This is a genomic window from Psychrobacter sp. PSP (assembly GCF_024085615.1).
GTDB classification, from domain to species: Bacteria; Pseudomonadota; Gammaproteobacteria; order Pseudomonadales; family Moraxellaceae; genus Psychrobacter; species Psychrobacter pacificensis.
The window spans coordinates 176,561-199,535 of record NZ_JABLTF010000019.1; the positions used below are offsets into that span (position 1 = coordinate 176,561).

The following is a 22,975-nucleotide window of genomic DNA, read 5'->3' on the forward strand; positions in this document are numbered from 1 at the left end:
AAGTAGTTAAGTTTATGCCTTTTACTGATGAAGAAGTCGACGCTCTCAACGCGCAAGAAAATGCCTATCCACTTGAGTTTTTCAAACAATTTGCGCAAAAAATTACGGTCTACGAAGACGATGATATTTGGGTAGTGGATAAACCGGCAGGGCTGTTAAGCGTCGATGGCAAGACCCTCAAGGTAAGCCTGCTTGCCCGGCTTGAGCGTGCTAATCCAGCGGTAAAACTGATTCATCGATTGGATATGGACACGTCAGGTCTGATTATTTTCGCAAAAAATGCCGACGCCCAAACCAATATCAGTAAACAGTTTATTGAACGCTTACCGCAGAAAAAATACCAAGCACGAGTTTTTGGGGAATGGGAGCAGGTGGGCGCAGCGGGTGAGATATCGGTGCCAGTACGCTATGAGCCGACGACCAAGCCGCGTCATATCGTTGATCATGACTGGTCAAAGCATGCTTTAACACTGTATGAAGTCATAGCGCACGAAATGTGTGATGGTCAACCAGTTACCCGAGTGATGCTTAAACCCGTTACGGGTCGCAGCCATCAACTACGCGTGCATATGGTGCATGCAGGTCATGTGATGATTGGCGACCCGATATATGCTGAAGGCGCGGCACTCAAGATTGCGCCAAGGCTAAATCTACATGCGCAGCAATTGCGCTTAAAGCATCCAGTATTGGGTGCTTGGATGGACTGGGAAAGTCCATGCCCATTTTGATGCATTAGCTGCCTGAATATGAAGTCGAAGCGCGCGATTAATAGAAGCACTAAGGCTATCGCTGATCATGTAAACACAAGGATGAGAATATGCTTGATATCGCTACTACCAAACAGGCGATTAAAAGTCGCCTCGCACGTAGACAGTCGCAAAGGGGTAAGCCTGCTGATTATGAAGTGCTGATTATTGGTGCGGGCATTGCGGGTATCGGTATGGCCTGCCGCTTACAGCAACTAGCGCATAAAAATTTATTTGGTCATAAAGGTGCAAAAAAACAAAAACAGACAAAAACGCAGCGTTTTGTCGTATTAGAAAAGCGGGCTGATTTGGGCGGGACGTGGGATTTATTTACCTATCCTGGTATCCGCTCGGACTCTGATGCCTTAACCTTTGGCTATAATTTTAGACCGTGGCTAGATTATAGAATGCTGGCAGCAGGTGGCGATATCAAGCGTTATATCGCTGATACGGCGCGCGAGTTTGGTATTACTGAGCATATTCGCTATGAGCATGAAGTTCAGCAAATATCATGGTCGAGTATGGATCAGTTATGGACAGCAACCATAAAAAACCATACCAGCGGAGAAGTGTTCGTTAAGACGGCAAAGTTTATCGTCGGTGCTACGGGCTACTACGACTATGAGCAAGGCTATCGACCTCATTTTGCGGGAGAAGAAGATTTCCGCGGTCGTATTGTCCATCCGCAGCATTGGGATGATTTAGACTATAATGACAAAAAAGTGGTCATTATTGGCAGCGGTGCCACTGCAATGACGCTATTGCCGGCATTGGTAGATGACAGCAGCGAGCAGTGTGCGCGTCATGTCACGATGCTACAGCGGACACCCACTTATGTGGCAAGCGTACCGGGCGATGATCATGCTATCGACTGGCTATCAGGCAAGTTTTCACCTTTATCAAAAGAGCAGGCCTATACGGTACTGCGAGCGCGCAACGTGTTGCGGCAGCAAGGGCTGTATAAATTAGCCACTCACGCGCCCAAGCTGATGAAAGCTGTGCTAAAAGGCGGCGTGACAAAAGAGTTAAAAGGTAGCGGCGTTGATGTCGAGCACTTTATGCCCGACTACAATCCGTGGGATCAACGCGTATGCGCTGTGCCAGACAGTGACTTATTTAAGTCTTTGCACGGTGAGCGTGCAGCAGTGGTCACCGATCAGATCGACCACTTCACCGAAACCGGTATTATGTTGCAATCAGGCGAGCATCTTGAGGCTGATATCATCGTCACAGCAACCGGATTGAAGCTGCAAATGCTAGGCGGAGCAGCGGTATATATCGACGGGCAGGCCATTGATATCGGCACGCGCATGACGTATAAGGCAGTCATGATCGAAGGCGTGCCCAATCTGGCGGCCTTATTTGGCTACACTAACGCCTCATGGACGCTAAAGATTGATCTGGCGTGTCAGTATTTGGTGCGGCTGTTGAGTTATATGCACAAAAACCGCTACCAAGTCGCGCTGCCACAGGCACAGGCGGCGAATGCTACCGCCTACGCCCAAGCAAATACGGTGATGGGCTCGCTATCGTCTGGATATGTCAGACGTGCCCAAGATAGACTGCCGAAGCAAGGCGATCGCTACCCGTGGTACGTGACCAACAACTATCTTAGCGACCGTGTGATGCTCAAATACCGCAAAATAAAAGACGACTGGTTGCGGTTCAGTCGTTAGGTTTTAATTGATCGATAGTCGTTATTGATGCTGATTATTGATAAAGTCAGCAACTTGCTTGCTTAATATCTGCCACAAGGTCTCTTGGGCGCTTTTGCTGCCCCAAGCATTGTGCGGGCTAAATATGACGCGTGGATGGTCGCTGAGACTGAGTAATGGGTCATCGTTCGCGATGGGCTCTTGTTCAAATACATCACTGGCATAACCGATGATTTGCTCGTTGTTAATCGCATCAGTCAATGCTTGGCTATCAACGACGCCGCCACGAGCGACATTGACGATGAGCGGTTGTTTGCTCATTTTTGCCAAGGTATCTTTATTAATGAGGTGCTCGGTTTTTTCAGTCAATGGGCAATGCAAACTGAGGACATCTGCACGAGCTAATACCTCATCAAATGCCGTATAATCGTCGTTGCGCGGCGTGCGTCCTTGATGCTCCGCCCATAGAACTGTCATACCAAATGCACGCGCGATTTCGGTCACGCGCTTGCCAATGGTGCCAATACCAATGATGCCTAGCGTCTTGTCTTCCAAATCTATCAGCGGAATATCCAGCAGACAAAAATTCCCGTTTGCTAGCCATGTGCCATCAGCGACTTTTTGATGGTAATGAATACCGGCACGCATCGCAGTCAGCATGAGCATAAAGGTATGCTCAGGCACGCTTTTTACCGCATATCCCGCCACATTATAAAGTGCTACGCCATGTTTATCGCAAGCGGCTTGATCGACGTTATTCATGCCAGTGGCGGTCAGTTGAATCAATTTTAGCTTAGGTAGGTCAGCGATCACCTCCGCGCCAATTTGCACTTTATTAGTGATGATAATATCGGCATCTTTACAGCGCTCAATAATGAGGTCCGTGTCTTTTGGCGTATCGTTATAAGTGACGTAATCGCTTATGCCTGCTGGTGCGGGCAAATCAATGCCATCAGAAAAAGTGCCTTTATCCAAAAAAACGGCTTGCATCATGATTCCTTATTTATTGTTGTCCTATAGATAGAAATAGTTGTCAAATGAATCGTTATCGGCTTAATGTAGCACGTTGGCATTTTTAGTCAAAAACGAATCCATTAAATATTGGCTAAGTGGTGATAAGCGTTTAAAAACAAAGTAATTTATATCATGGGCGGATTTACTGAGCCTGATTGGGCCCAAAGACCTTATAAAGTCATGGGTATCATAAGCCGCCTCTTGAAAATTGAACTTAACGCACTCATCTAGCCGCTAACGTTATATAATGGTAAGGCTTGGCTATTGGTTTCACTAACATTATGACACTGCGTTTGCATCTATTAACGATTTGCCTCATTTTTAACCTGACTGCTATCGCAAGCCACCATTGCTATCTAATTTTTAATTATCTGAGTACAAAAGACATCGCCTTATGACTATCTCTATTGCTTCATTGCACAGTACTGAATTCGCCGTTGGCCAACGTTATTTATCTGATACGGAGTCTGAGCTTGGCTTAGGTGTGGTTATCGATGTCGATGATCGATGTGTGCATATTTTATTTCCACAAAGTGAAGAGACGCGCGTCTACGCAAAAAACTCTGCGCCACTATCGCGCGTGGTGTTTAAGGTTGGCGATACGATCTATGACCAAGATGGCAAAAGCTATACAGTCAATGCTGTCGATGAAGTCATGGGTGTGCTCAAATATAGCGTCGATGAGCACGAGGGCGGCACTGCTTCTAAAGGAATAATGGAGACGCGCCTTGCGGCCAATATCACGCTAGCCAAGCCGCTTGAGCGTCTGCTCGCTGGTCGTATCGAACGCGGCGATTGGTACGAGCTGCGCCAAGATATCTTGCGTATGCAATCAGCATTGGCAGGCCATCCACTCAAAGGGTTGATGGGCGCGCGTGTCGATATCATCGAGCATCAGCTCTATATCGCACACGAAGTCGGTAAGCGTATCGCGCCGCGTGTCCTGCTCGCTGATGAAGTAGGTCTTGGTAAAACCATCGAAGCGGGCATGATTATCCATCAGCAGCTACTAACGGGTAAAGCTGAGCGTGTTTTGATTTTGGTGCCAGACAGCTTACAGTATCAATGGATGATTGAGCTGCGTCGTCGTTTTAATCTGAATTTTGCATTGTTTGATTTGGTGCGCACAGCTGCGATCAAAGAACATGATCCTGAGCAAAACGTCTTTGCCACTGAGCAGTGCATCATCGCGGGCATGGATTTGTTGCTTGATCATCCTGATTTGTACGATCAGGCGATGGAAGCGGGCTTTGATCTATTGGTCGTCGACGAAGCGCACCATTTGCACTGGGATGAAGAGCAGGGCGGCAATGACAAATACGATTTGATTGCTGACTTTGCTGAAGAGACGCCTGGGGTGATGCTACTGACAGCAACGCCAGAGCAACTTGGCGCGCAGAGTCACTTTGCCCGTTTGCGCCTGATAGATCCTGATCGCTTTGATGATTTGGATGAGTTTATTGATGGGCAAGAAGCCTTTGCCGAAACCGCTGCCGTCGCTGGCGTCTTGATAGAAGACAAGCCACTGAGTGATGGGCAAATTGCAGCTTTGAGCCATTTATTAGACATTAGTATGGATGAGCTGGGCGCAATCAATGACGATGAGCGCTTGCGTACTTATGCCCTTAACGAGCTACTGGACCGTCATGGTACCGGCCGTATCTTATTTCGCAATACTCGTGAGAGTGTCAAAGGGTTTTATGGACGAAGCCATCAGCCATATCCACTGCACCTGCCTGACGCATGGGTTGATAGCTACCAAACCACGGGCAAACTGCGTGAGCAGCTGTGGGGCGAAGAAAACCAGCCCGACGGTGGTTGGCTAGAAGATGATCCACGCGTCTCTTGGTTGGTTGATATCTTACGCGGTGAGCTTAAGCAGCAAAAAGTACTGCTAATCGCTCGCAGTGGCGCGACAGTAGAGAGCTTAGAAGCTGTATTGCGTCTGCATGCCGGCATCAAAACCGCTATATTTACTGAGCAGATGACCCTGCTTGAGCGTGACCAAGCAGCAGCATTTTTCGCGGATAGTGAAGGCGCACAAATATTATTATGCTCAGAGATTGGCTCTGAAGGTCGTAACTTCCAGTTTGCAAGCCAACTGATACTCTGGGATTTACCGGCAAACCCAGATACTTTGGAGCAGCGTATCGGTCGTCTAGATCGTATCGGTCAGACACAGCAGATCATGCTGCATGTGCCTTATGTACAGGGCACGGCGCAAGAGCGTCTGTATCATTGGTATAACGATGCGCTGAATATGTTTAACCAAATATCACCAACGGCACAAAGCGTGCAAGAGCAGTATATCCAAGAGCTCAAGCCTGTACTTGAAGGCGCGGATACTGCGGATAACAATGCTATCTTACAAGACATCATTGATGAGGCGCTACAGACGCGTTTGGGCTTAGAGGCGCAGCTACAAGCGGGCCGTGATCGTCTGCTAGAGTACAACTCGTGTCGTCCGCGTGTCGCTGGACGTATTGCGGATGCCATGCGTGACTTTGATGGCAATAATTTGTTGCCGCATTTCATTGAGCGCTTCTTTGCCTCTGCCAATATCGACCATAATATCCAGCGTGATGGCTCGTGGGTCATCGCACCGATTGATAGCACTGAGATCAGCGACTATATCGATGGCTTGCCGCTTGGTGATGAAGATGGTATGACGTTGACTTTTGAGCGTGAGCAAGCGCTTCAGCGTGAAGATATCGATTTTATTACGCATGAGCATCCATTGATGCGCGCTATTTATGAGCTTGCCAGTACCAGCACTTTTGGTAATACGACAGTGGCTATGCTAAAAAGCGCCGCTGTGCCGCAAGGGATGGTACTGCTAGAAGTAAACTTCCGTATCGAAGCCATCGCACCAAAAGTGCTCAATCTGCCAGCGACATTGACCACGCAAAATATCCGTGTCTTTATCAGTGAGCAGGGTAGTGACTTGTCCGCTCGTATCAGTGCTGATATGATCATGCCGCATGTGGAACGCTTGGACAAAAACCGTGCTCGTCAAGTGATCAAAGTGCGCGGCGATGTGATCGAGCAGCGGTATTACGAGGCTGAAGACATCGCACGTGAGCAAATCGCGGAGATTGGTGAACAAGCAAGTGCGCGCTTTAGTCAGCAGTGGTCACGTGAGATCAAACGTCTCAAGCACTTGCAGACCATTAATCCAAATGTACGCCCCGAAGAGATTGAGCGCCTAGAGCAGCTCAAGGCTCAAGGAGAGCAAGCGCTTGGTAATTTATCGCTAGTGCCGGACTCTATTCGCGTACTGATAGCAGTGAAGCCATAAACTTTTAGATGATTGTCAAAAACGAGATGTTGTTAGACATCTCGTTTTTTTATGAATGAGATTGCTTGGACGAGTAAAGTAGATGCGATTTTTTATCGCAAATCGTTAAGCAATACTTATGAGTAAGCTGACAGTAACTAGTCAAAGCCAACAATATTGGGTAAGATATTTACCTTTTCTATCGAAAATGAACAGATAGCCATGGCCTGATGAGCTATGGCTGTGTGTTTGTTCTAAAGTCTCTCTTGTGTATTTCCGCAAGCGATCTCATATTATTTTAAATTCAAGCGCAGCGGCTATATGGCATCGAGATTGTTAGATGCTTACTTTTGGATGCTGAGCGTGTTTGATAAAAATAAGGAAACATATTGTCATGTCCGATAATTCACAACTGATTGATGAGCTGCTGGCTACAATCGCGCTTATTGAGGTTACCCCCGATGTCTTTGAGGGTAAGAGCCATGATTATGTGGGCAGTCGTATATTTGGCGGGCAAGTACTGGCCCAAGCGATCATGGCAGCAGCGCATACATTAGATCAAGACAAGCCTTGTCACTCTTTGCATGGGTATTTTTTGCGTGGCGGTGATATCAATCAACCAGTGATCTATCAAGTGCGCCGTCTACGTGATGGTCGCAGTCTATCTGCCCGTGAAGTGACGGCTATTCAGTACAAAGAAGTACGCGGTAAAGCGCCTATTGAGCAAGTGATATTTTCGATGATTGCGTCGTTTTCTCCCATGGAGGATGGCCTTGCGTATCAAGAAGACATGCCTGTTTATCCACCGCCAGAAGATCTATTGACCGAGCAAGATTTAAAAGAAGAGTACGTGGGCAAAGTACCAGATGCGCTCAAGGCACGGTTTATGCGCCGCCGTCATGTCGAGATAAAGCCTGTCAAACCGCGCAATCCGATCAATCCAGAACCAATGAAACCTAAGCAAGCCAACTGGCTACGTATTCGCGAGCTAGGCAATCAGCCGGTGGCGATTCAGCAAGCGCTTTTGGCGTTTTCGTCTGATTTTTACTTGGTGGGCACGGGGCTGATGTCACATGGCGTAAGCTTTATGACCAGCGGATTGCAAGCTGCTAGTATTGACCACTCTATGCACTTCCACCGTGAGTTTGATTTGAATGATTGGCTGCTCTATGACATGTGGAGTGATACCACGTCCAATGCAAAAGGGCTGAACCATGGGCAGTTCTGGCAAGATGGCAAACTGGTTGCCACCGTGCAACAAGAAGGCCTAATGCGCTTGCGTGTGCCAAAGTCCTAACCCTAGCCTTAGCGCTATTTATTGTTAGCTACTGTCATCTTGTCATCATAAAAAAGCGACTCACTATAGTTAATGAGTCGCTTTTTTTTATGCCAGTTTTTTACACTAATTTTTATTCTAAGATTTTAATCATCGCACGAGGCAATCCTAGACTGTCTTGTGCTGTTTGTTCGGTGAGCCATTTAAAATCAATCTCAGCTGCTGCTAGTTTCTCGTTGAGTTCTATCGTTTGCGCAGCATCGACAGTGAGTTTGCGCGGTGTTAAATACCAATGAAAATGCGTCAATGAGTGCTTGATAGGGGCGTCATCTAATAAGGTATTGCTAACTGATTCGGTTACCAGTTCATTCTTTATTAGCCATTCATTAATGATTTGCTCAGCAGTGGTGAACTCTGTCTCATAGACTTTTTCATTACTACGCACGCCACTTGCCAAGCTTGATGACTTATCGTCGCTCGTGACTGGTTTTTTAGCAGTATTTTTGCCAGTTATCTTGCTATTTGCTTTACCATCAATTTTTTCTACGAACTGTAATGGCAAGCTCCATAATCCGCCCCAAATGCCGTTATCAGGGCGTTGTAGCCACAATATTTCACAGTCTATATTTTCTATCAGCAATGCATCGCTAAACTTACTCGGTTTGGGCTGTTTTTTCGCTTTGACAGGATAATCAGTCTCGCGTCCCTCAGCATGTGCCAAGCAATCTTCTTGTAGCGGACATAATCGGCAAGCAGGTTTGCTACGCATACATAACGTTGCGCCCATATCCATCATGGCTTGTGCGAACAGTCCTGAGTTCTCTGTCGGTGTTAAACGCTCCGCTAATGCCCATAACTCTTTCGTCGTAGCAGATTTGGTAATGTCGCCGTCGATAGCGGCCCAACGTGTCAGCACCCGTTTGACATTGCCATCGCAGATAACGCCATAATGATGCAATCCCATCGCCATAATCGCGCCTGCGGTCGATGGCCCAACGCCCGAAATCGCCTCCCAGTCCGCTAGCGTCTGCGGAAAATCACCGGTCTCGTCAATTATCTCGGCCAGTTGCTTTGCGCCTTTATGCAAATTACGCGCGCGTGCATAGTAGCCAAGCCCCGCCCAATGCTCGGCGACCACATCCCAGTCAGCAGCGGCTAAGTCTTGCACGGTCGGAAAGGTGTCCATAAAGCGCGCAAAGTAGGGCAGTACTGTGGTCACTTGTGTTTGCTGAAGCATCACTTCGGATAACCAAACGACATAAGGATTGGGCGTATCGGTCTGGTGCTGTTGCCACGGCAAATCATGGCGACCGTTTTCGGCAAACCAATCGAGTAGGCGCGGGGCGAAGGAGTTTAGAGATGTTTTAGAGTGATTAAAGTTGGTTTCAGAAGGTATAGAGTTAGCAGTTGGCTGGGTCATAGGCTCTTATATTTGATTTTTTGAAGGTAAACAATTATACCTGATATACGTATTTGCTACGACCCAACTTTGGCGCAATGCTATTAAATAATATAATAAAAATAACTACTTAACGATATCGAAAAGTAAAAGGTTATTTATAGTATGATCAATATAATGATGAATTGATGAATTTTTACTATTATGTTGAATCAGGTTGTCAACGCTATCTTTTAGCTCATAAAGATCTAAATTCTTTCTTAGCGTCATAATTGTATCTCTTTGTTCCCAATGGTCATTTGGAAGCTTTATACGACTACTAGTAAAATACCTATCGAATATTATAGTTATCAACTCTTGTAATGTGATAACGCTTTGTTCACGAAAGTATTGAGGAAGTTTAAAACTACGAGTTGATATCAAACTATAAAAATTTGAAGAGTCCAATCTTCTATATATTATTTCTTCTAAAACATTATTATTTAATCTGTCTTAGATTAACACATGAAGTGCAATACCAAATGCAAGGTGAAAAAAAGACCTAGATGCGCTAGCATCAAAGTTTTTATCCACCGACCAAAGTGAGATTGCAACCATGAGCTATACACATCTAAGCCTAGGTGAACGATACCAGATTTATGCCCTTAAAGGGGCAAAACATAGTATTAATTTTATAGCGAGGGTGTTAAACAGAAGTCCCAGTACCATATCAAGAGAGCTTAGGCGTAATAAAAGCCTACGAGGTTACCGAGCAAAGCATGCTAATAACAAGGCTTGTGACAGACGGGCTAACAACGCCACAACTATTGTGACTGACCTCTGGGCATGGGTGACAGACAAGCTTAAAGAGAACTGGAGTCCTGAGCAAATATCTGGCGTTCATGCTGGTATCAGTCATATGAGCATTTATCGCTATATTTGGCGTGATAAGAGGCAGGGCGGTACATTGTGGCAGTGTCTCAGACGTAAAGGAAAACCATACCGGCAGCGTCTAACCGCTGAGACTCGAGGCCGTATCAATGACAGAGTCTCGATTCATGAGCGCCCTTGTATTGTTGAAGAACGCTCACGTATTGGAGATTGGGAAGCGGATACCGTTATCGGTCAGCATCACAAGCAAGCGATTGTCACGCTCGTTGAACGTAAAACGGGGCTGCTGAAGATGAAGCGTGTGGGTCATAAAACAGCACAGCAAGTATCAGAGGCAATGATAGAACTCTTAGCGCCAGTGAGGTTGCAGGTTAAGACCATTACCTCTGACAATGGTAAAGAGTTTGCTCAGCATAAGAAGGTGAAACAAAAGCTCTTTAGCCCTTTCTTCTTTGCCGATGCTTATGCGTCATGGCAGCGAGGAACCAACGAGAATACCAATGGCCTTATCAGAGAGTACTTGCCTAAGGGTTGTGACTTTAGACAAGTCTCTGATAATGAAATACAGGACATTGAGAACAAACTAAACAACAGACCAAGAAAACGATTAGGGTTTAAAACGCCTATGCAGGCGTTCTATAATATTAATTAGCGTTGCACTTGGTGTGTTAATCTAAGTGTATAAAAAAGATAGGAAGACCATTAAAACTTGCTCGATTACATAAGATTGACTTTTTTCTTTATCTTCAAAAACTATCAACGTCTCTATACAACGTATAACCTGTTCAATATTCCGAAGCGATAGCGTGCTAATATCAATAAACAATGGGATTTGGTAGATAAGTTTGTTTTCTTTAAATTCTTGTGAAATTACATTACTGTCCTGTATAACTCTTCTAAAATAAGTCACATTATTACTAACTGAACGGTTTTCTTCATCTTTATTGGTCGTTGGTAGGTTGATTTGATACTTAAAAAATTTATAAAGATAACTATGCGAGTCCGTTTCGCTACCATAGCTATGTTTTATAGTGGCTTTAAGCTGCTCAGCATTGGTAATTAATATAATTTGTACATTATCTACATCAAACACATGCTTGATGGTCTCTAACATCATCACTGCAAAATCTGGACGACATCGGTCAAGCTCGTCAATGAGTAAAATGATAGGGTTTGTGGAAGCAATATCTGATAGAGCATCGCGCAATGTCGATAAATTCTTTTCCGCTTCTACTTGATCTTTAATCATAGACTCAAGTGACTGGTCGATAAGAGATTTTGACCCATCCTTTATTTCTTCCACTCCGTCTGCTAGTGCATCAGGAATATCTGCCGCATATCTACCGAATGCAAATCCTAATCCTGCTTTGAGACCTATACCAGAAATAAGCCTTAGGCAAGGGACTGCATTTTTTATAAAATTCTTTCGCTTGTCGTCTTTTTCATCGTAAAAACTAGCCACCTCAGCTATAAGTGTTAAGAGCGGCTCATTGGCATGATCAGCTTGAAAAGCATTTACATAACCAACCTTATAATCATTCGGATTATTCTCCTCAATCAGATTTTTTAGTTTAAAACAAAACTCTGTCTTTCCTGTACCCCATTTACCGTCAATGATAAGTGGTGATACTTCAATATCTGAATCTAATAGCTTAATGATTTTCTCAGCGATAGGCTCACGTGTAAACTCATCTCTTTCATGAAAAGTGAAATCTTTCATTAAATTGTAATCTGTCATTACTTATTCTCTATATTTGTATTTTTGACATACGATACTTATGTTATACAGAGAATAAAGACATAAAAAAAGCCCACAAGGGCTTTTATATAGGCAATTATTTTTTGAGTAATGAGCCTTGAACCAAACCTACTTCCGATTCTTCCGCGTTTTTAGACGACGTAAGCGTTTTTCTTCCTCGCGGGCTTTTTTCTTTTCTTCAGCAGCGATGCGTTGTTCGGCGACGACGATTTCTTCTGCTTCTATCATCGCTGGTGTTTCTAGCGTGATACGACCAATTTTTGCGCTACGTAGCTCATTGATGAGAATCTCAGACATACGGTAGGTGTCGACCTGATTGCCCGAACGCACACAGCCGCGATTACGACCTGCCACTTCAAAGAACTCCCAATCGGTCTTGGGTAACTCGTCAATTTTATAGCGGGTTTTTAGCAACTCAGGATAGGCGTGCATCAAATACTCAGCGGTATAGCTGGCGACATCAGCAAAATCAAAAGCGGTATCACGGATACCGCCCGTCGCTGCCAGACGATAGCCAGAGTTTTCGTTTTCGACCTTTGGCCAGAGCATACCGGGTGTGTCATAGAGCATGATGTCATCGTCAAGCTTAATCAGTTGTTGCGACTTGGTTACCGCTGGCTCATCGCCTGTTTTTGCCACGGCGCGACCTGCTAACGTATTGATCAGCGTTGATTTGCCCACATTTGGAATACCCATAATCATCGCTTTGATTTGACGACCAGTCCCGACTTTATTGGGGACGAGGTGTTTGCAGATGGCGATGATGCGTTTTACGTCATTGGCTTTTTCAGTGTCGCAAGCAATGGCTTTAACCCCATCTTGCTGCTCAAGATGATCCATCCAGATTTGGGTCAATTCAGGATCGGCAAGGTCAGCTTTGTTCAGGATTTTGATAACAGGCTTTTCACCGCGCAGTGCAGCAACCATTGGGTTTTCACTACTATAGGGAATACGCGCATCGATGACCTCGATGACCACATCCATCTGCGGCATGATTTCTTTGATTTCGTTACGGGCTTTGTTCATATGCCCAGGGAACCACTGAATACTTGCTCTCTTATCCATCTGCTTTCATAACCTTTTATAAAAAATGCTAAAAGTAAAACAATCAATGTTTACTTTCTAATGGTGTCCAGTTTACTACAGAACCACCTTGCTCACGGGACAATTTCACTCGACCAAATCTATCACTATTCTTTAGTATGGTTTTCTGTTTCCTCGTACGCTGGTGGTAAGGGTGCCAAATAACCAATGAGCAGAATCAAACTACCTGCGCCAAGGAAAGATATGACTCGCCAAATCGCCTCGGTCTGTGACAAATCGACCAAGACCAGCTTGAGTACGACAATGCCAAGTAGACCAATCCCCATAAACCAAAGCGCGCGCTGCCAATAGCGGCTGGCAAGGATGGTGGCGACCAAGGCTAAGAGCGTCCATAAAATTGTCAGTCCTGTTTGTACTTGCTCGCTACTCCATGCACCGCCCTGAGCACCGTCCCAAAGTGGCGTGCCGATAAAGGCGTGTAGCGTTCTGACCAACATGCTGGAGATTAACCAAAAACTGATCAGTCCCAATATGATTAGCAGATTCTCAGCGGTAAATATGCGCTTAGATTTGGCAGTTGTACTTGCTCCGATAAGTGTCTCATCGCGGTTTTTTTGGCTTATATAGTACAGACTAAAACCAACCGATAGCGTCAGCCATGAGGTGATGTCGTATAGGTTAAATAATGGAAAATAGGGCAGTCCCCAAATCATACCGTCATAATACCAATTGGTAAGAACAACCCAAAGTAGGGCAATGGGAGCAAAAATGGCAGCGCAACCTAATAGGGCCTGTTGCCAGTTAAACCAATACAGCAGACCGTGTTCTGAAACTTTATTAGTCGAGGTGCTTTCTTCATTTTGACTAAGATCACGATGATTGAGCCATAACCCCAATAATATGAGTACCGCTGAAAACAAGATAGCCATCACGCCATCAGAGTCTGGTAGGCTATAATGCGCAGCCGCAACAATCAGTAACAGCCCTGTACCGAGCCAGCTTACCTCAGTATAACGTGCCGTGTTTTTAGTATCAGACCATGTTTTTAGCCATAGCTGGCCTATCAGTAACCAGCCAATTATCAAGCCTATGAATACCAGCCATTCCGCTGTTGCCCATGTTAGATTTCGCTCGAATTTTTGTGGCAGTTGCAGTATTAGCATGAAATAAAACAATAACAATAATCCACGACTCAGCTGTCTAATCTCCGCCCACGGACGATAACGGTTGATGACCCAATAGGCGGCCAGGCTGATGAGTGCTGACAGCGCAATGACTGTCGTATCTGATTGCCAACTATCAAACCAATGATGCAAATCAAGTATCAGCACTTGTAGCATCCACGCTATCGCTGTCAATGTTAAAAACTTTATTAATTCAGGACTGTGCCAAACGAGTTTGAACGCATGGCTTTGATGACTGATAGCGTTCAGCCATTGCTGCGCCGCTTGATCATTGATACCCAGTGCATGAGTATAATTGGTCATCGTATCTGATGGGTTGCCACGCTTTTGTGCCTTTATGGTAGAAGGCATTACAGCGTCATGATTCTGACTATTACTGTTATCTAGCTTATTCATTAATATCGTAGGAGAGTTGCTAGCGCGTAAGATAAAAACGGTCGCCAGATAAGCAATTGCTGAAATACTAAAGGCTAAAACCGGATAGTCGTTGCTAGAGAATATCGCTGTGGTCACGAGCATGCCGATACTGACGAGCTGTAATAGTAAGCCGAATAACACCGACCACGACCGCAATGAACGCCTGCCAAACCAAACCAGAGCAAGTCCCTGTACTGACCAACCAAAGGCAATCCATTCCGCATCTAGCGCCAGCGGAATCACCAGCGCCAAAAACCCAAATCCTAAAGCCAGCATGCCTTCAGTGATTAAAGCATAGCGCTCACTGCGCTGGATAAACAACCAGCCCAGCCCAAGGTAGACAGTCGCCAAAATCGCGCTAGTGATGGTCAAGGCATTAGGAATCTTATCAAGTAAAGCAGAAAGTAAGCCGAAAGACAGAAGCGGTACTGAAAACAGTAAGCCAGTATCGATGGGAAATAAATAGGCATTGTTGCCTACGGTAGCTTTATCTAAACGCTTGATATTATTTGTACTATCGATATGGCTAAGGGCTTTTTCGCTAAGTGCGTTGTAGGCAATAACTTGCTGCGCGTAACGAATGACGACAAACAAGTAAAGCAACCAATGCAATGTAATAAGCAAAACCAATGGCCAAAGCTGCGTCTCAATAATTGGATCAAGATTCTGCGTGCTGCCCCAATAGTAGGCCAATCCAAACGTGACAATTACGCCAAATAGATTCAGTATCTTCCATGGACGATAATGAGCAATCACAGCAATCGTGACATTCAATAATAGGTAGTAGCTGAATAAGGCGACTAAGCTACCAGTATCTTCACTGGTCAAAATCGGCGCAAAAAATCCACCAGACAACGCTAACAACGCGAGCGGAAAAGCGTTTTGGCGTACAGCAAGGGCAATGGTCACAGCAGACAATAATCCAAGCCCAATAAAGCTTGGAATACTTGGTATGATTTCATAAACACTATAAGCAAAAAAGGTGCTCAAATATGTAATCGCTAAGCCTGCGCCCTGTAGCGTAATCCCATACGAAAAGCGTTTTGCCGTGAGCTTTAACCCAAGTGCTGCCAACGCAAGCCCCGCGATGCCAATTGCTACAAGCTTTGTGGTAATTGAAATTTCGATATATTCGCTGAGTAACCGCAGCAGTAGCACCACGCCTACTAGCAGCACCAATACGCCGACCCGAACGACGAGATTGCCACCGAAAAACCAGTTTTTGATTGAATGAATGAGCGACGTCACAATAGGTAGTGAGCGTTCATCAGGCTCAATCGGCGCATTTGCTATTTTATTTTTGGTCGGAGTTGGCGTAGTAACAGGCAGTGGTGGTGGCAATGATGTAAATGACAGCGTTGAAAGATTATCTATAGACCGCTGTTGTGAATCAAAAATTGCATGCTTAGCAGCATCATTTTTAGTAGTATTGCCTTCACTAGCGCTCGCGCGCGTATAAACACGCTCATCAGCCAAATGGGTAGATGAAGCGTTCATACTGCGATTTTTTTGCTGCTCAAGTTCAGCCTGTAGATTTGTCACATCGCGGCGCAAATACGTGATTTCTCGCTTTATCTTGGTGTATAGCGCGACTACCACGATCAATAAAATTGTAAAGGCCAGCCAACCCAACTGGGTTACCAATAGATATAACATCTTCGTCGCTCAATCCAATTGATAGTAATGTGATAATGACGTGATTTGCTAAGAAGCACAAGACCGCTCTGATTACTTACCCAAAAGCTCATCAATAAAACAAGACTGAAAATAAAAAGGCAGCTTAATAGTTAAGCTGCCCTTCTTTATGAGTTTTATATCAAATGGTTCTTATGCCAAATTGGCTTTCATAAACTCAAGCATATTATCCCAGCTTTGCTTGGCGGCAGCTTCGTTGTAGCCGAGATCGACGTCGTTTTTGGCTGCACGCTCATCGGCATGGGGGTTGGTAAAGCCGTGCTTGGCATTGTCATACACATCGATAGTGTAGTCGACATCGGCCGCATCCAGCTCAGATTTTAGGCCCTCGATGGCGTCCATTGATACCATTGAATCATCACGGCCGTGCGCGACCAATACTTTTGCTTTAAAGTTTTTGTCTGCTGGTTGTTTTGGCGTTGGGTTACCATGGAAGGTAGCAACCGCTTTTAGCGGCATGCCTTCGCGAGCCATGTCTAGGACAACTTTACCACCGAAGCAGTAACCGATTGCGCCTAGATTGTCACCGTCAACTGATAACTGATCGCTAAAGTCGTTCAAAATCAAGCGGCAGCGTGCCATCAGCATGTCTTGATCATCAAGCACTTGCTCCATCCACATGTTAGCTTGCGCCGCATCGGTGGTGAGTTTGCCTTCGCCATAAACGTCCATTGCAACTGCTGCGTAGCCTGCTTCTGCCAAACGCTCTACTACTGATTTTGGATGATCGACCACGCCCCACCATTCTGGTGCGACCAAGATGCCAGCCGCTGGGTTTTCTTCCGATGCGTCTTCTGGTAGCGCCACATAGCTGATAAGTTCAACACCATTTTCGGTGGTACTGATTAACTCGAAAGTCTTAACTGACATAGGATTGTCCTTTTTTATGTTATGAGTTTTGATTATTCGTCGTTTTGATTATTTGTCATTGTGATGGTTCGTTTTCTAACTCGTACTACCTTAACGCCCATCTCTAGCAAAAACAGCTATAATAGTGTAACGCTCTTTATCAAAACGCTACTGCGACCCTATGACTATAAATTTCTTAAACAAAAATGATGAACAATCAGGCTTGCATTCAGGCGTCAATCCGGATGCTAAGCTTGAGCAGTCGGTAAGTTTATTTCCTAATAATGCTGACACTGGTTCTAGGTCTGAGCCACTACGCCCGCAGTTTTGGTCACGATTTGCCTTATCAGAGCTGACGCATCATGAATGGGAGGCTTTGTGTGATGGCTGCGGTAGCTGCTGCCTGATCAAATATATCGATGATGATGACGCCGAAGCGTTGGTTGAGTATACCGATGTGACCTGTCAGCTGATGGACTGTGCGACGGGTCATTGTCAGCACTATGCCACGCGTCAAGAGTATGTGCCTGACTGTATTCAGCTCACGATGGAAAACCTGCCCAACATGATGTGGCTACCATCACACTGCGCCTATAAACGCTTGTATAAAGGGCAGAAGCTCCCAAGTTGGCATTTGTTATTGACTGGCGATGCGGCGCGCACCGAGCAGCAGATGCGCGCGGCCAATGTCGGGGTGGCAGGGCGCTGTGTCTCTGAGGTTGGTATGACAGATGAAGAGATGGAGGAGCGGGTGGTGACATGGGTACAGCCCTAGCGGTATCCATTTAGACTCTTATCATTAGTTTATGGCGAGTAGTGAGTTTATGGCGCGGCGGCCTGCGCCGCAAATTGTGCTTTGGCTTCAGCTGCCGCTTTTGAGTCAGCCAATGGCGGGATAGGAATATCCTGACGAATCTGCTTGGAGAACTCGCGGCTATTGACTACGCTGCTGCCTGCTAAATTATCAAAACCACGCACTTTTGGATTGATATGAGTGCGCTCGTACCAAGTATCCATCGACCAATTCTGCGCGCCGCTGTTGGGCTTGGCGTCGAGCATACCGACATCGTATAGATAGTTTGGCAGCCACCCAGAGACCCAAATCCGATAATCCCATGGCAAACGCTCGCCACTGACGATACGCGCCATATAAAAGATAATATTAGTACAGTTACTCGTCAATGTGTTGTACCAAGCGGGTTTGGTATTGAGCTCATCCATTGCCGTTAGGTAAGATACAAACAACGATCTCACCTCATGTTGCTGCAAATTGCTGATAGGAAACAGATAGACTTGCTCACCACGCGCGTTGCTGCGCGTATAGATAATATCGCGCTCTTCGGCGGCAATCAGGCTCAGCTCATACCGTCTAAAAAATCCCGCCAGTGCCGAAAAAGACTCGCCATTTTCTTTACGAATCTCAAATGAGAAGGCAAGTGGTCTATCGTCTTCAAAGCGAAAACTGACCAAAGTATGAGCAATCAGTGGCCCCATCCAATAAGAGTTGGTTACATCAACGCCAGAGAGTTTAGATAAATCAATCGTGCGCGTCTCCCAATGCTCTGTGGCGTCCTCGTCTGTGCGCCAATCAAAATTACGGACATTGGTTAAGGTAATCAAATCAGGGTTGGTTGCATCGCGCTCATAAGCCACTTGCTGGTCGACCTCAGCCATCCAGTCGCGATCTTGCTGGGGTTCGATAGAAAAAAACCAGCCTAGACCTATGAGCCAAGTTGCTCCATATAAGCCAATGAGGTATCTAGTCGCTGTGTTTTTATGAATTGATTTTTTATTAGACAATGAGTCACTGAGCAGTATCTTTGTGACTGTATGCCAATAACGCATACTTAGCAGCGCAGCTAATATACCCACGATGATGAGTGTTGCAAGCCAAGTGAGTACAGAGCTTATCCCGTACTGATACCAAATCGCTAATAGCAACCATATTGCTGATAGCAATATTGTGATAGCAATCAAAAAAATAACAAGACGATGTCGCCATGTCGGTCTTGGTGGTTTGTTATCTGCTGATATGTTGTCCAAATCGCGACTGACAGAATGGCTATCTGCAAGCTGGCTGCGTGAACGCGACGATAATAAGCGGTAAAAAACGGAGCGTAGCGACATAAGGTTTGTTTTGATAAATAATGGCTTTGACCATAGCAAAGTTTATAACACACTGACAATACAATTTGAGTGAATTTGTCGTTGAATGTCGGTGAGGCTTGCGATAAAGTGAAGCTAAATTGTGCTGGTATGTCTGTTGTTTGCTACACAGATAATGATAAGCTCGCTGTTTTATTTGGCGCTTTTGTCCCCATCTAGGCTCTACTTATTTTATGAACGGTTATTCTAATTGCCATTAACTAAAGAGGTTAAATCACACCACCATGTCTGACGACACTCCCAGCCCGAGTAGTTGGTCGATGCGCGGCTTAAAACGCTGGCTATCGACCGCCCCCGAAACCCGTGATGAATTGATTCGTCTGGTACAAGACTCGCGCCAGTTTTTAGAGCCCGATACGGTCGATATGTTAGAAGGCGTGCTCGATCTGCCGGCGACACAAGTGCGCGAAATCATGACGCCAAGGCCGCAAGTGATTGGTCTGCACGAAAGCACTAGCCTTGACGAAGTGATGGACATCATTCTTGATACGACGCACTCGCGCTATCCTGTTTTTGATAGTCAAGATGATGATGCGGTCATTGGTATCTTATTGGCAAAAGATTTGATTCCTATTCTGGTGCACATGGTACGCAATCAAGAAGACAAAATCGATAGCAAACGTCTAAAAGACTTGGTGCGCCAGCCATTATATATCAGTGAAACAGCTCGTTCAGATACCCTGCTGCGCTCATTGCAGCGCACGCAAGTGCATATGGCGATCGTCGTTGATGAGTTTGGCAACTTTGGTGGTGTCGTTACCATGGAAGACTTGTTAGAGGAGATCGTTGGTGACATCGTCGATGAGCATGATGACTTCGATGAAGACAGCGATATTAATAATATCGTCCCTGATCCCGAAAAGCCAAACACATGGCGCGTGCAAGCATCCACGGTGATTGAAGACTGTAATGAGGAGCTTGGCAGTCGTTTTGATGATACCGATGTCGACACGATGGGCGGTCTGGTCATGCAAGCGCTCGGTTTCGTTGGTGATTTAGAGGGTGAAAGCGTGGTGATAGATGATTGGCAAATCACCATCACTGATGTGGAAGGGCGCTTTATCCAAAATCTAGAGCTGACCAAAACCAATGGGGATCAGCAGATATTGATAGGCAGCCATTAATTTGTTTGTATTCCCATAATCAATAGTTAGTGATAAAACATTCTTAGCATATCCAATAAAAAACACGATGAACCATCGTGTTTTTTGCTTTCTGCCTTTTGCATTTTGGTATGAGACTTTCGCGACGTAAATTTACCCATTGATGGGTTTTGACTGGTATCATGGGTGGATTTTATTTGTGGTCCTGCATAGAGCATTATGCAGTCAGTTTTTGCTTGGGTTTTGTCTCAGTGCTGAGCTGTAAAATTTTGAAAAATATGGTTTTGGATAACTGCTATGCGTCTGTCTACTGTTGATTTACAAAAACGCCTGAACCCTGAACAGCCAAAAGGCTTACATCTGGGACTGACGGTACTGATTGCTTTGCTGGCAGGAGGCGCTTTTATACTTGCACTGGCACCTTATGGTATTTGGCCAGTTGCATTAGTATCACCTGCCATTTTATATGCGTTGTTGATGCCGGATATGACAGGTCGCCGCGCCTTTCTAATTGGTCAGGCATACGGTACGGGGCTTTGGTGTGTGGGTGCGTTTTGGCTGTACACATCTATCCATGTCTATGGTTCGACGCCCGTATGGCTTGCGCTGATTATGATTGCGCTGATGGGTCTCGGCATGGGGTTGTTCCATGGCTTTTTGGCGCTGATTTTTAATCGAGTGGTTGGCAAACAGCCATTATCTTTTGCTGCGCTTTGGGTACTCCAAGAGTGGATGAAAACGTGGCTATTCACCGGCTTCCCTTGGCTATTCGTCGGTTATGCATTTACTGAGCAATATTGGTTGTCATCCTTGGCGCCTGTTGCGGGTGTTTTCGCGGTTTCTTTTGTGGCGGTATTATTGGGAGCCAGCGTCGTTGAGCTACTACGTCGCCGCGCAGGCTATATGATTCCGTCGATAGCTTTGCTGGTTGTTAGCTGCTCGCTATGGTTGATCAATCCGCAGTGGACCAAACCAAAAGGCACGCCTGATCTATCAGTGTCTTTGATTCAAGGCAATATCCCGCAAGATCTAAAATGGCTTACTGAGTATCAAATAGAAACCCTAAAAATCTACGCAACCTTGACTCGCGATGAGTGGGGGCGTGACATTGTGCTGTGGCCTGAGTCATCGATTCCGATGTTTCAGACAGAAGCGGTTGGTTTTATCAATGAAATGGTCAAAATGGCCAAAGAGACGGACACGGCATGGGTGACGGGCATCCCTTATAAGGACGAAGCCGCGTTTGATGCCAGTAAAGATAAATATGCGCCGTTTTATAATAGTGTGGTGGCGCTAGGGGCTCAGGCAGATGGCTTGTATAAAAAACAGCGTCTGGTACCCTTTGGTGAATACATTCCATTTGAAGGGGTGCTTGATATCCTGCCAAATCTGGCAGGTAGCCAAGATATCATGAGCTATAGCCGCGGTAGTGACCAACAGTCACCGCTACGAGTGCGCGGTCATAATTTGGGCGCTGCTATCTGCTATGAAGTGGCGTATCCAGATACCACGCGCAAAAACGCGATTGGCACAGACTTTTTATTGACCATCTCAAACGATGCGTGGTTCGGTACGTCGGCAGGCCCGCTACAGCATCTACAGATGGTACAGATGCGCGCGCTCGAAAATGGTCGCTGGTTTATGCGTGCGACCAACACGGGGGTGACAGCTATCATCGACCATAAAGGTCGCATCGTAGCGCGTGCTCCGCAGTTTGAGCGCACCGTACTACGCGGTAATATACAGGCGCGCGTTGGTAATACGCCGTTTATGCGTTTTGGCCAATATCCTATTTTGTTTATTATGGCGCTACTGCTGATACTGAGTTACTTGGGTAAGCGTCCTAAGAAGTTAGTACGTTTGGGTAAATAACTGTCATCAACGCTAAAAGCGAATAGTAAAATTGATGATAATAAACCCTTTAAATACTTAAGGGTTTTCACAAATCAGTATAAATTGCGATATAATAGGTCAATATTTCAAATATTTTGTGCAAGGTGGATAAGGTATGTCAGAAGGTATCGTCAATAACAATCCAAAAAAAGAGCTGTTATACACTCTAGGTGGCATTGCCTTGTTTTTAGGTATTGTCTTACTTATTGGTATTTCTGCGTTTTTGCGTCCAGCAGGCGAGCACATCACGGCGACGCCAACGGAAGCATCAGAAGCGGCTGATGAGGCAGAAGCCATTGCTACCGAAGACGCTGCTGCCCCAGCTGAAGCAAATGCTGAAACAGCACCAGTAGATGCAGCAGCATCTGATACGGCTGCAGATGCAACCGTCACCCCAGCGACAGATGCAGATAGTGCAGTCGTCACTGCAGAAGCAGGTACAGCGACCGCTTCTGGTACAGTAAGCCAAGCGGCTGTTGCCGATGCTGATTTAACTGCTGAGCAAGCGGATGGTGACTTAGATGCTGGGGATGCTGGGGATGCTGGCACCGCCGCTGATGACACAGCAGTAGCGCAGTAATTTTTGACATTGCAATTGATAGTTTATATAGCAAAAAACGACTCTTAA

The 22,975-nt window shown here is 45.7% G+C and carries 16 protein-coding genes; 9 read left to right on the forward strand and 7 right to left on the reverse strand.

Annotated features, from left to right (window positions below; all coding sequences use genetic code 11):
* Window positions 1–14: 14 nt before the first annotated feature.
* Window positions 15–728 (forward strand): RluA family pseudouridine synthase, encoded by a 714-nt coding sequence (locus HL061_RS09665; protein WP_240365546.1) that lies wholly within the window; start codon window positions 15–17, stop codon window positions 726–728.
* Between the two features lie 89 nt (window positions 729–817).
* Window positions 818–2,422: an NAD(P)/FAD-dependent oxidoreductase gene (locus HL061_RS09670; protein WP_252962771.1), complete on the forward strand. Its 1,605-nt coding sequence runs from the start codon at window positions 818–820 to the stop codon at window positions 2,420–2,422.
* 21 nt (window positions 2,423–2,443) lie between these two features.
* Here the strand turns inward: HL061_RS09670 and HL061_RS09675 are convergent, their stop codons facing one another.
* Window positions 2,444–3,391 (reverse strand): NAD(P)-dependent oxidoreductase, encoded by a 948-nt coding sequence (locus tag HL061_RS09675; protein ID WP_252962781.1) that lies wholly within the window; start codon window positions 3,389–3,391, stop codon window positions 2,444–2,446.
* 418 nt (window positions 3,392–3,809) lie between these two features.
* On the opposite strand from HL061_RS09675, the gene rapA reads away from it, so the two are divergent.
* A complete protein-coding gene (gene rapA, locus HL061_RS09680) occupies window positions 3,810–6,713 on the forward strand; it encodes an RNA polymerase-associated protein RapA (RefSeq protein WP_252962772.1) in 2,904 nt (967 codons plus the stop codon).
* Between the two features lie 373 nt (window positions 6,714–7,086).
* Entirely contained in the window at window positions 7,087–7,989 is a 903-nt protein-coding gene (locus HL061_RS09685; protein ID WP_223334074.1) for an acyl-CoA thioesterase II, read from the forward strand.
* Window positions 7,990–8,101: 112 nt separating this feature from the next.
* Here the strand turns inward: HL061_RS09685 and mutY are convergent, their stop codons facing one another.
* A complete protein-coding gene (gene mutY, locus HL061_RS09690; RefSeq protein WP_093071223.1) occupies window positions 8,102–9,388 on the reverse strand; it encodes an A/G-specific adenine glycosylase in 1,287 nt (428 codons plus the stop codon).
* A 574-nt stretch (window positions 9,389–9,962) separates the two neighbouring features.
* Between mutY and HL061_RS09695 the strand changes: the two genes are divergently transcribed.
* Window positions 9,963–10,889 (forward strand): IS30 family transposase, encoded by a 927-nt coding sequence (locus HL061_RS09695; protein WP_025643743.1) that lies wholly within the window; start codon window positions 9,963–9,965, stop codon window positions 10,887–10,889.
* A 21-nt stretch (window positions 10,890–10,910) separates the two neighbouring features.
* Here HL061_RS09695 and HL061_RS09700 read toward each other — a convergent pair whose 3' ends face one another.
* From HL061_RS09700 to HL061_RS09715, 4 genes are all read right to left on the reverse strand, one after another.
* Window positions 10,911–11,975: a P-loop NTPase fold protein gene (locus HL061_RS09700; RefSeq protein ID WP_252962773.1), complete on the reverse strand. Its 1,065-nt coding sequence runs from the start codon at window positions 11,973–11,975 to the stop codon at window positions 10,911–10,913.
* A gap of 129 nt (window positions 11,976–12,104) precedes the next feature.
* Window positions 12,105–13,061, reverse strand: a complete 957-nt coding sequence (gene ylqF, locus HL061_RS09705; protein WP_093071276.1) for a ribosome biogenesis GTPase YlqF — start codon at window positions 13,059–13,061, stop codon at window positions 12,105–12,107.
* A 125-nt stretch (window positions 13,062–13,186) separates the two neighbouring features.
* The gene (locus HL061_RS09710) at window positions 13,187–16,297 is read right to left on the reverse strand and encodes a DUF2339 domain-containing protein (protein ID WP_252962774.1); all 3,111 of its coding nucleotides are present in this window, start codon (window positions 16,295–16,297) and stop codon (window positions 13,187–13,189) included.
* A 171-nt stretch (window positions 16,298–16,468) separates the two neighbouring features.
* A complete protein-coding gene (locus HL061_RS09715) occupies window positions 16,469–17,206 on the reverse strand; it encodes a dienelactone hydrolase family protein (protein ID WP_252962775.1) in 738 nt (245 codons plus the stop codon).
* Window positions 17,207–17,366: 160 nt separating this feature from the next.
* On the opposite strand from HL061_RS09715, the gene HL061_RS09720 reads away from it, so the two are divergent.
* Complete coding sequence (locus HL061_RS09720; RefSeq protein ID WP_290127465.1) at window positions 17,367–17,960, forward strand: YcgN family cysteine cluster protein; 594 nt, start codon at window positions 17,367–17,369, stop codon at window positions 17,958–17,960.
* Window positions 17,961–18,007: 47 nt separating this feature from the next.
* On the opposite strand, the gene HL061_RS09725 is transcribed toward HL061_RS09720, so the two are convergent.
* The gene (locus HL061_RS09725) at window positions 18,008–19,312 is read right to left on the reverse strand and encodes a DUF4105 domain-containing protein (RefSeq protein ID WP_252962776.1); all 1,305 of its coding nucleotides are present in this window, start codon (window positions 19,310–19,312) and stop codon (window positions 18,008–18,010) included.
* Between the two features lie 263 nt (window positions 19,313–19,575).
* Between HL061_RS09725 and HL061_RS09730 the strand changes: the two genes are divergently transcribed.
* The 3 genes from HL061_RS09730 (at window position 19,576) to HL061_RS09740 (ending at window position 22,927) form a co-directional block, all read left to right on the forward strand.
* On the forward strand, window positions 19,576–20,475 hold the full coding sequence (locus tag HL061_RS09730) for a CBS domain-containing protein (RefSeq protein WP_240365533.1): 900 nt from the start codon (window positions 19,576–19,578) through the stop codon (window positions 20,473–20,475).
* A 276-nt stretch (window positions 20,476–20,751) separates the two neighbouring features.
* Window positions 20,752–22,326: an apolipoprotein N-acyltransferase gene (gene lnt / locus HL061_RS09735; RefSeq protein WP_071002847.1), complete on the forward strand. Its 1,575-nt coding sequence runs from the start codon at window positions 20,752–20,754 to the stop codon at window positions 22,324–22,326.
* Between the two features lie 136 nt (window positions 22,327–22,462).
* Entirely contained in the window at window positions 22,463–22,927 is a 465-nt protein-coding gene (locus HL061_RS09740) for a hypothetical protein (protein ID WP_071002848.1), read from the forward strand.
* Window positions 22,928–22,975: the final 48 nt, after the last annotated feature.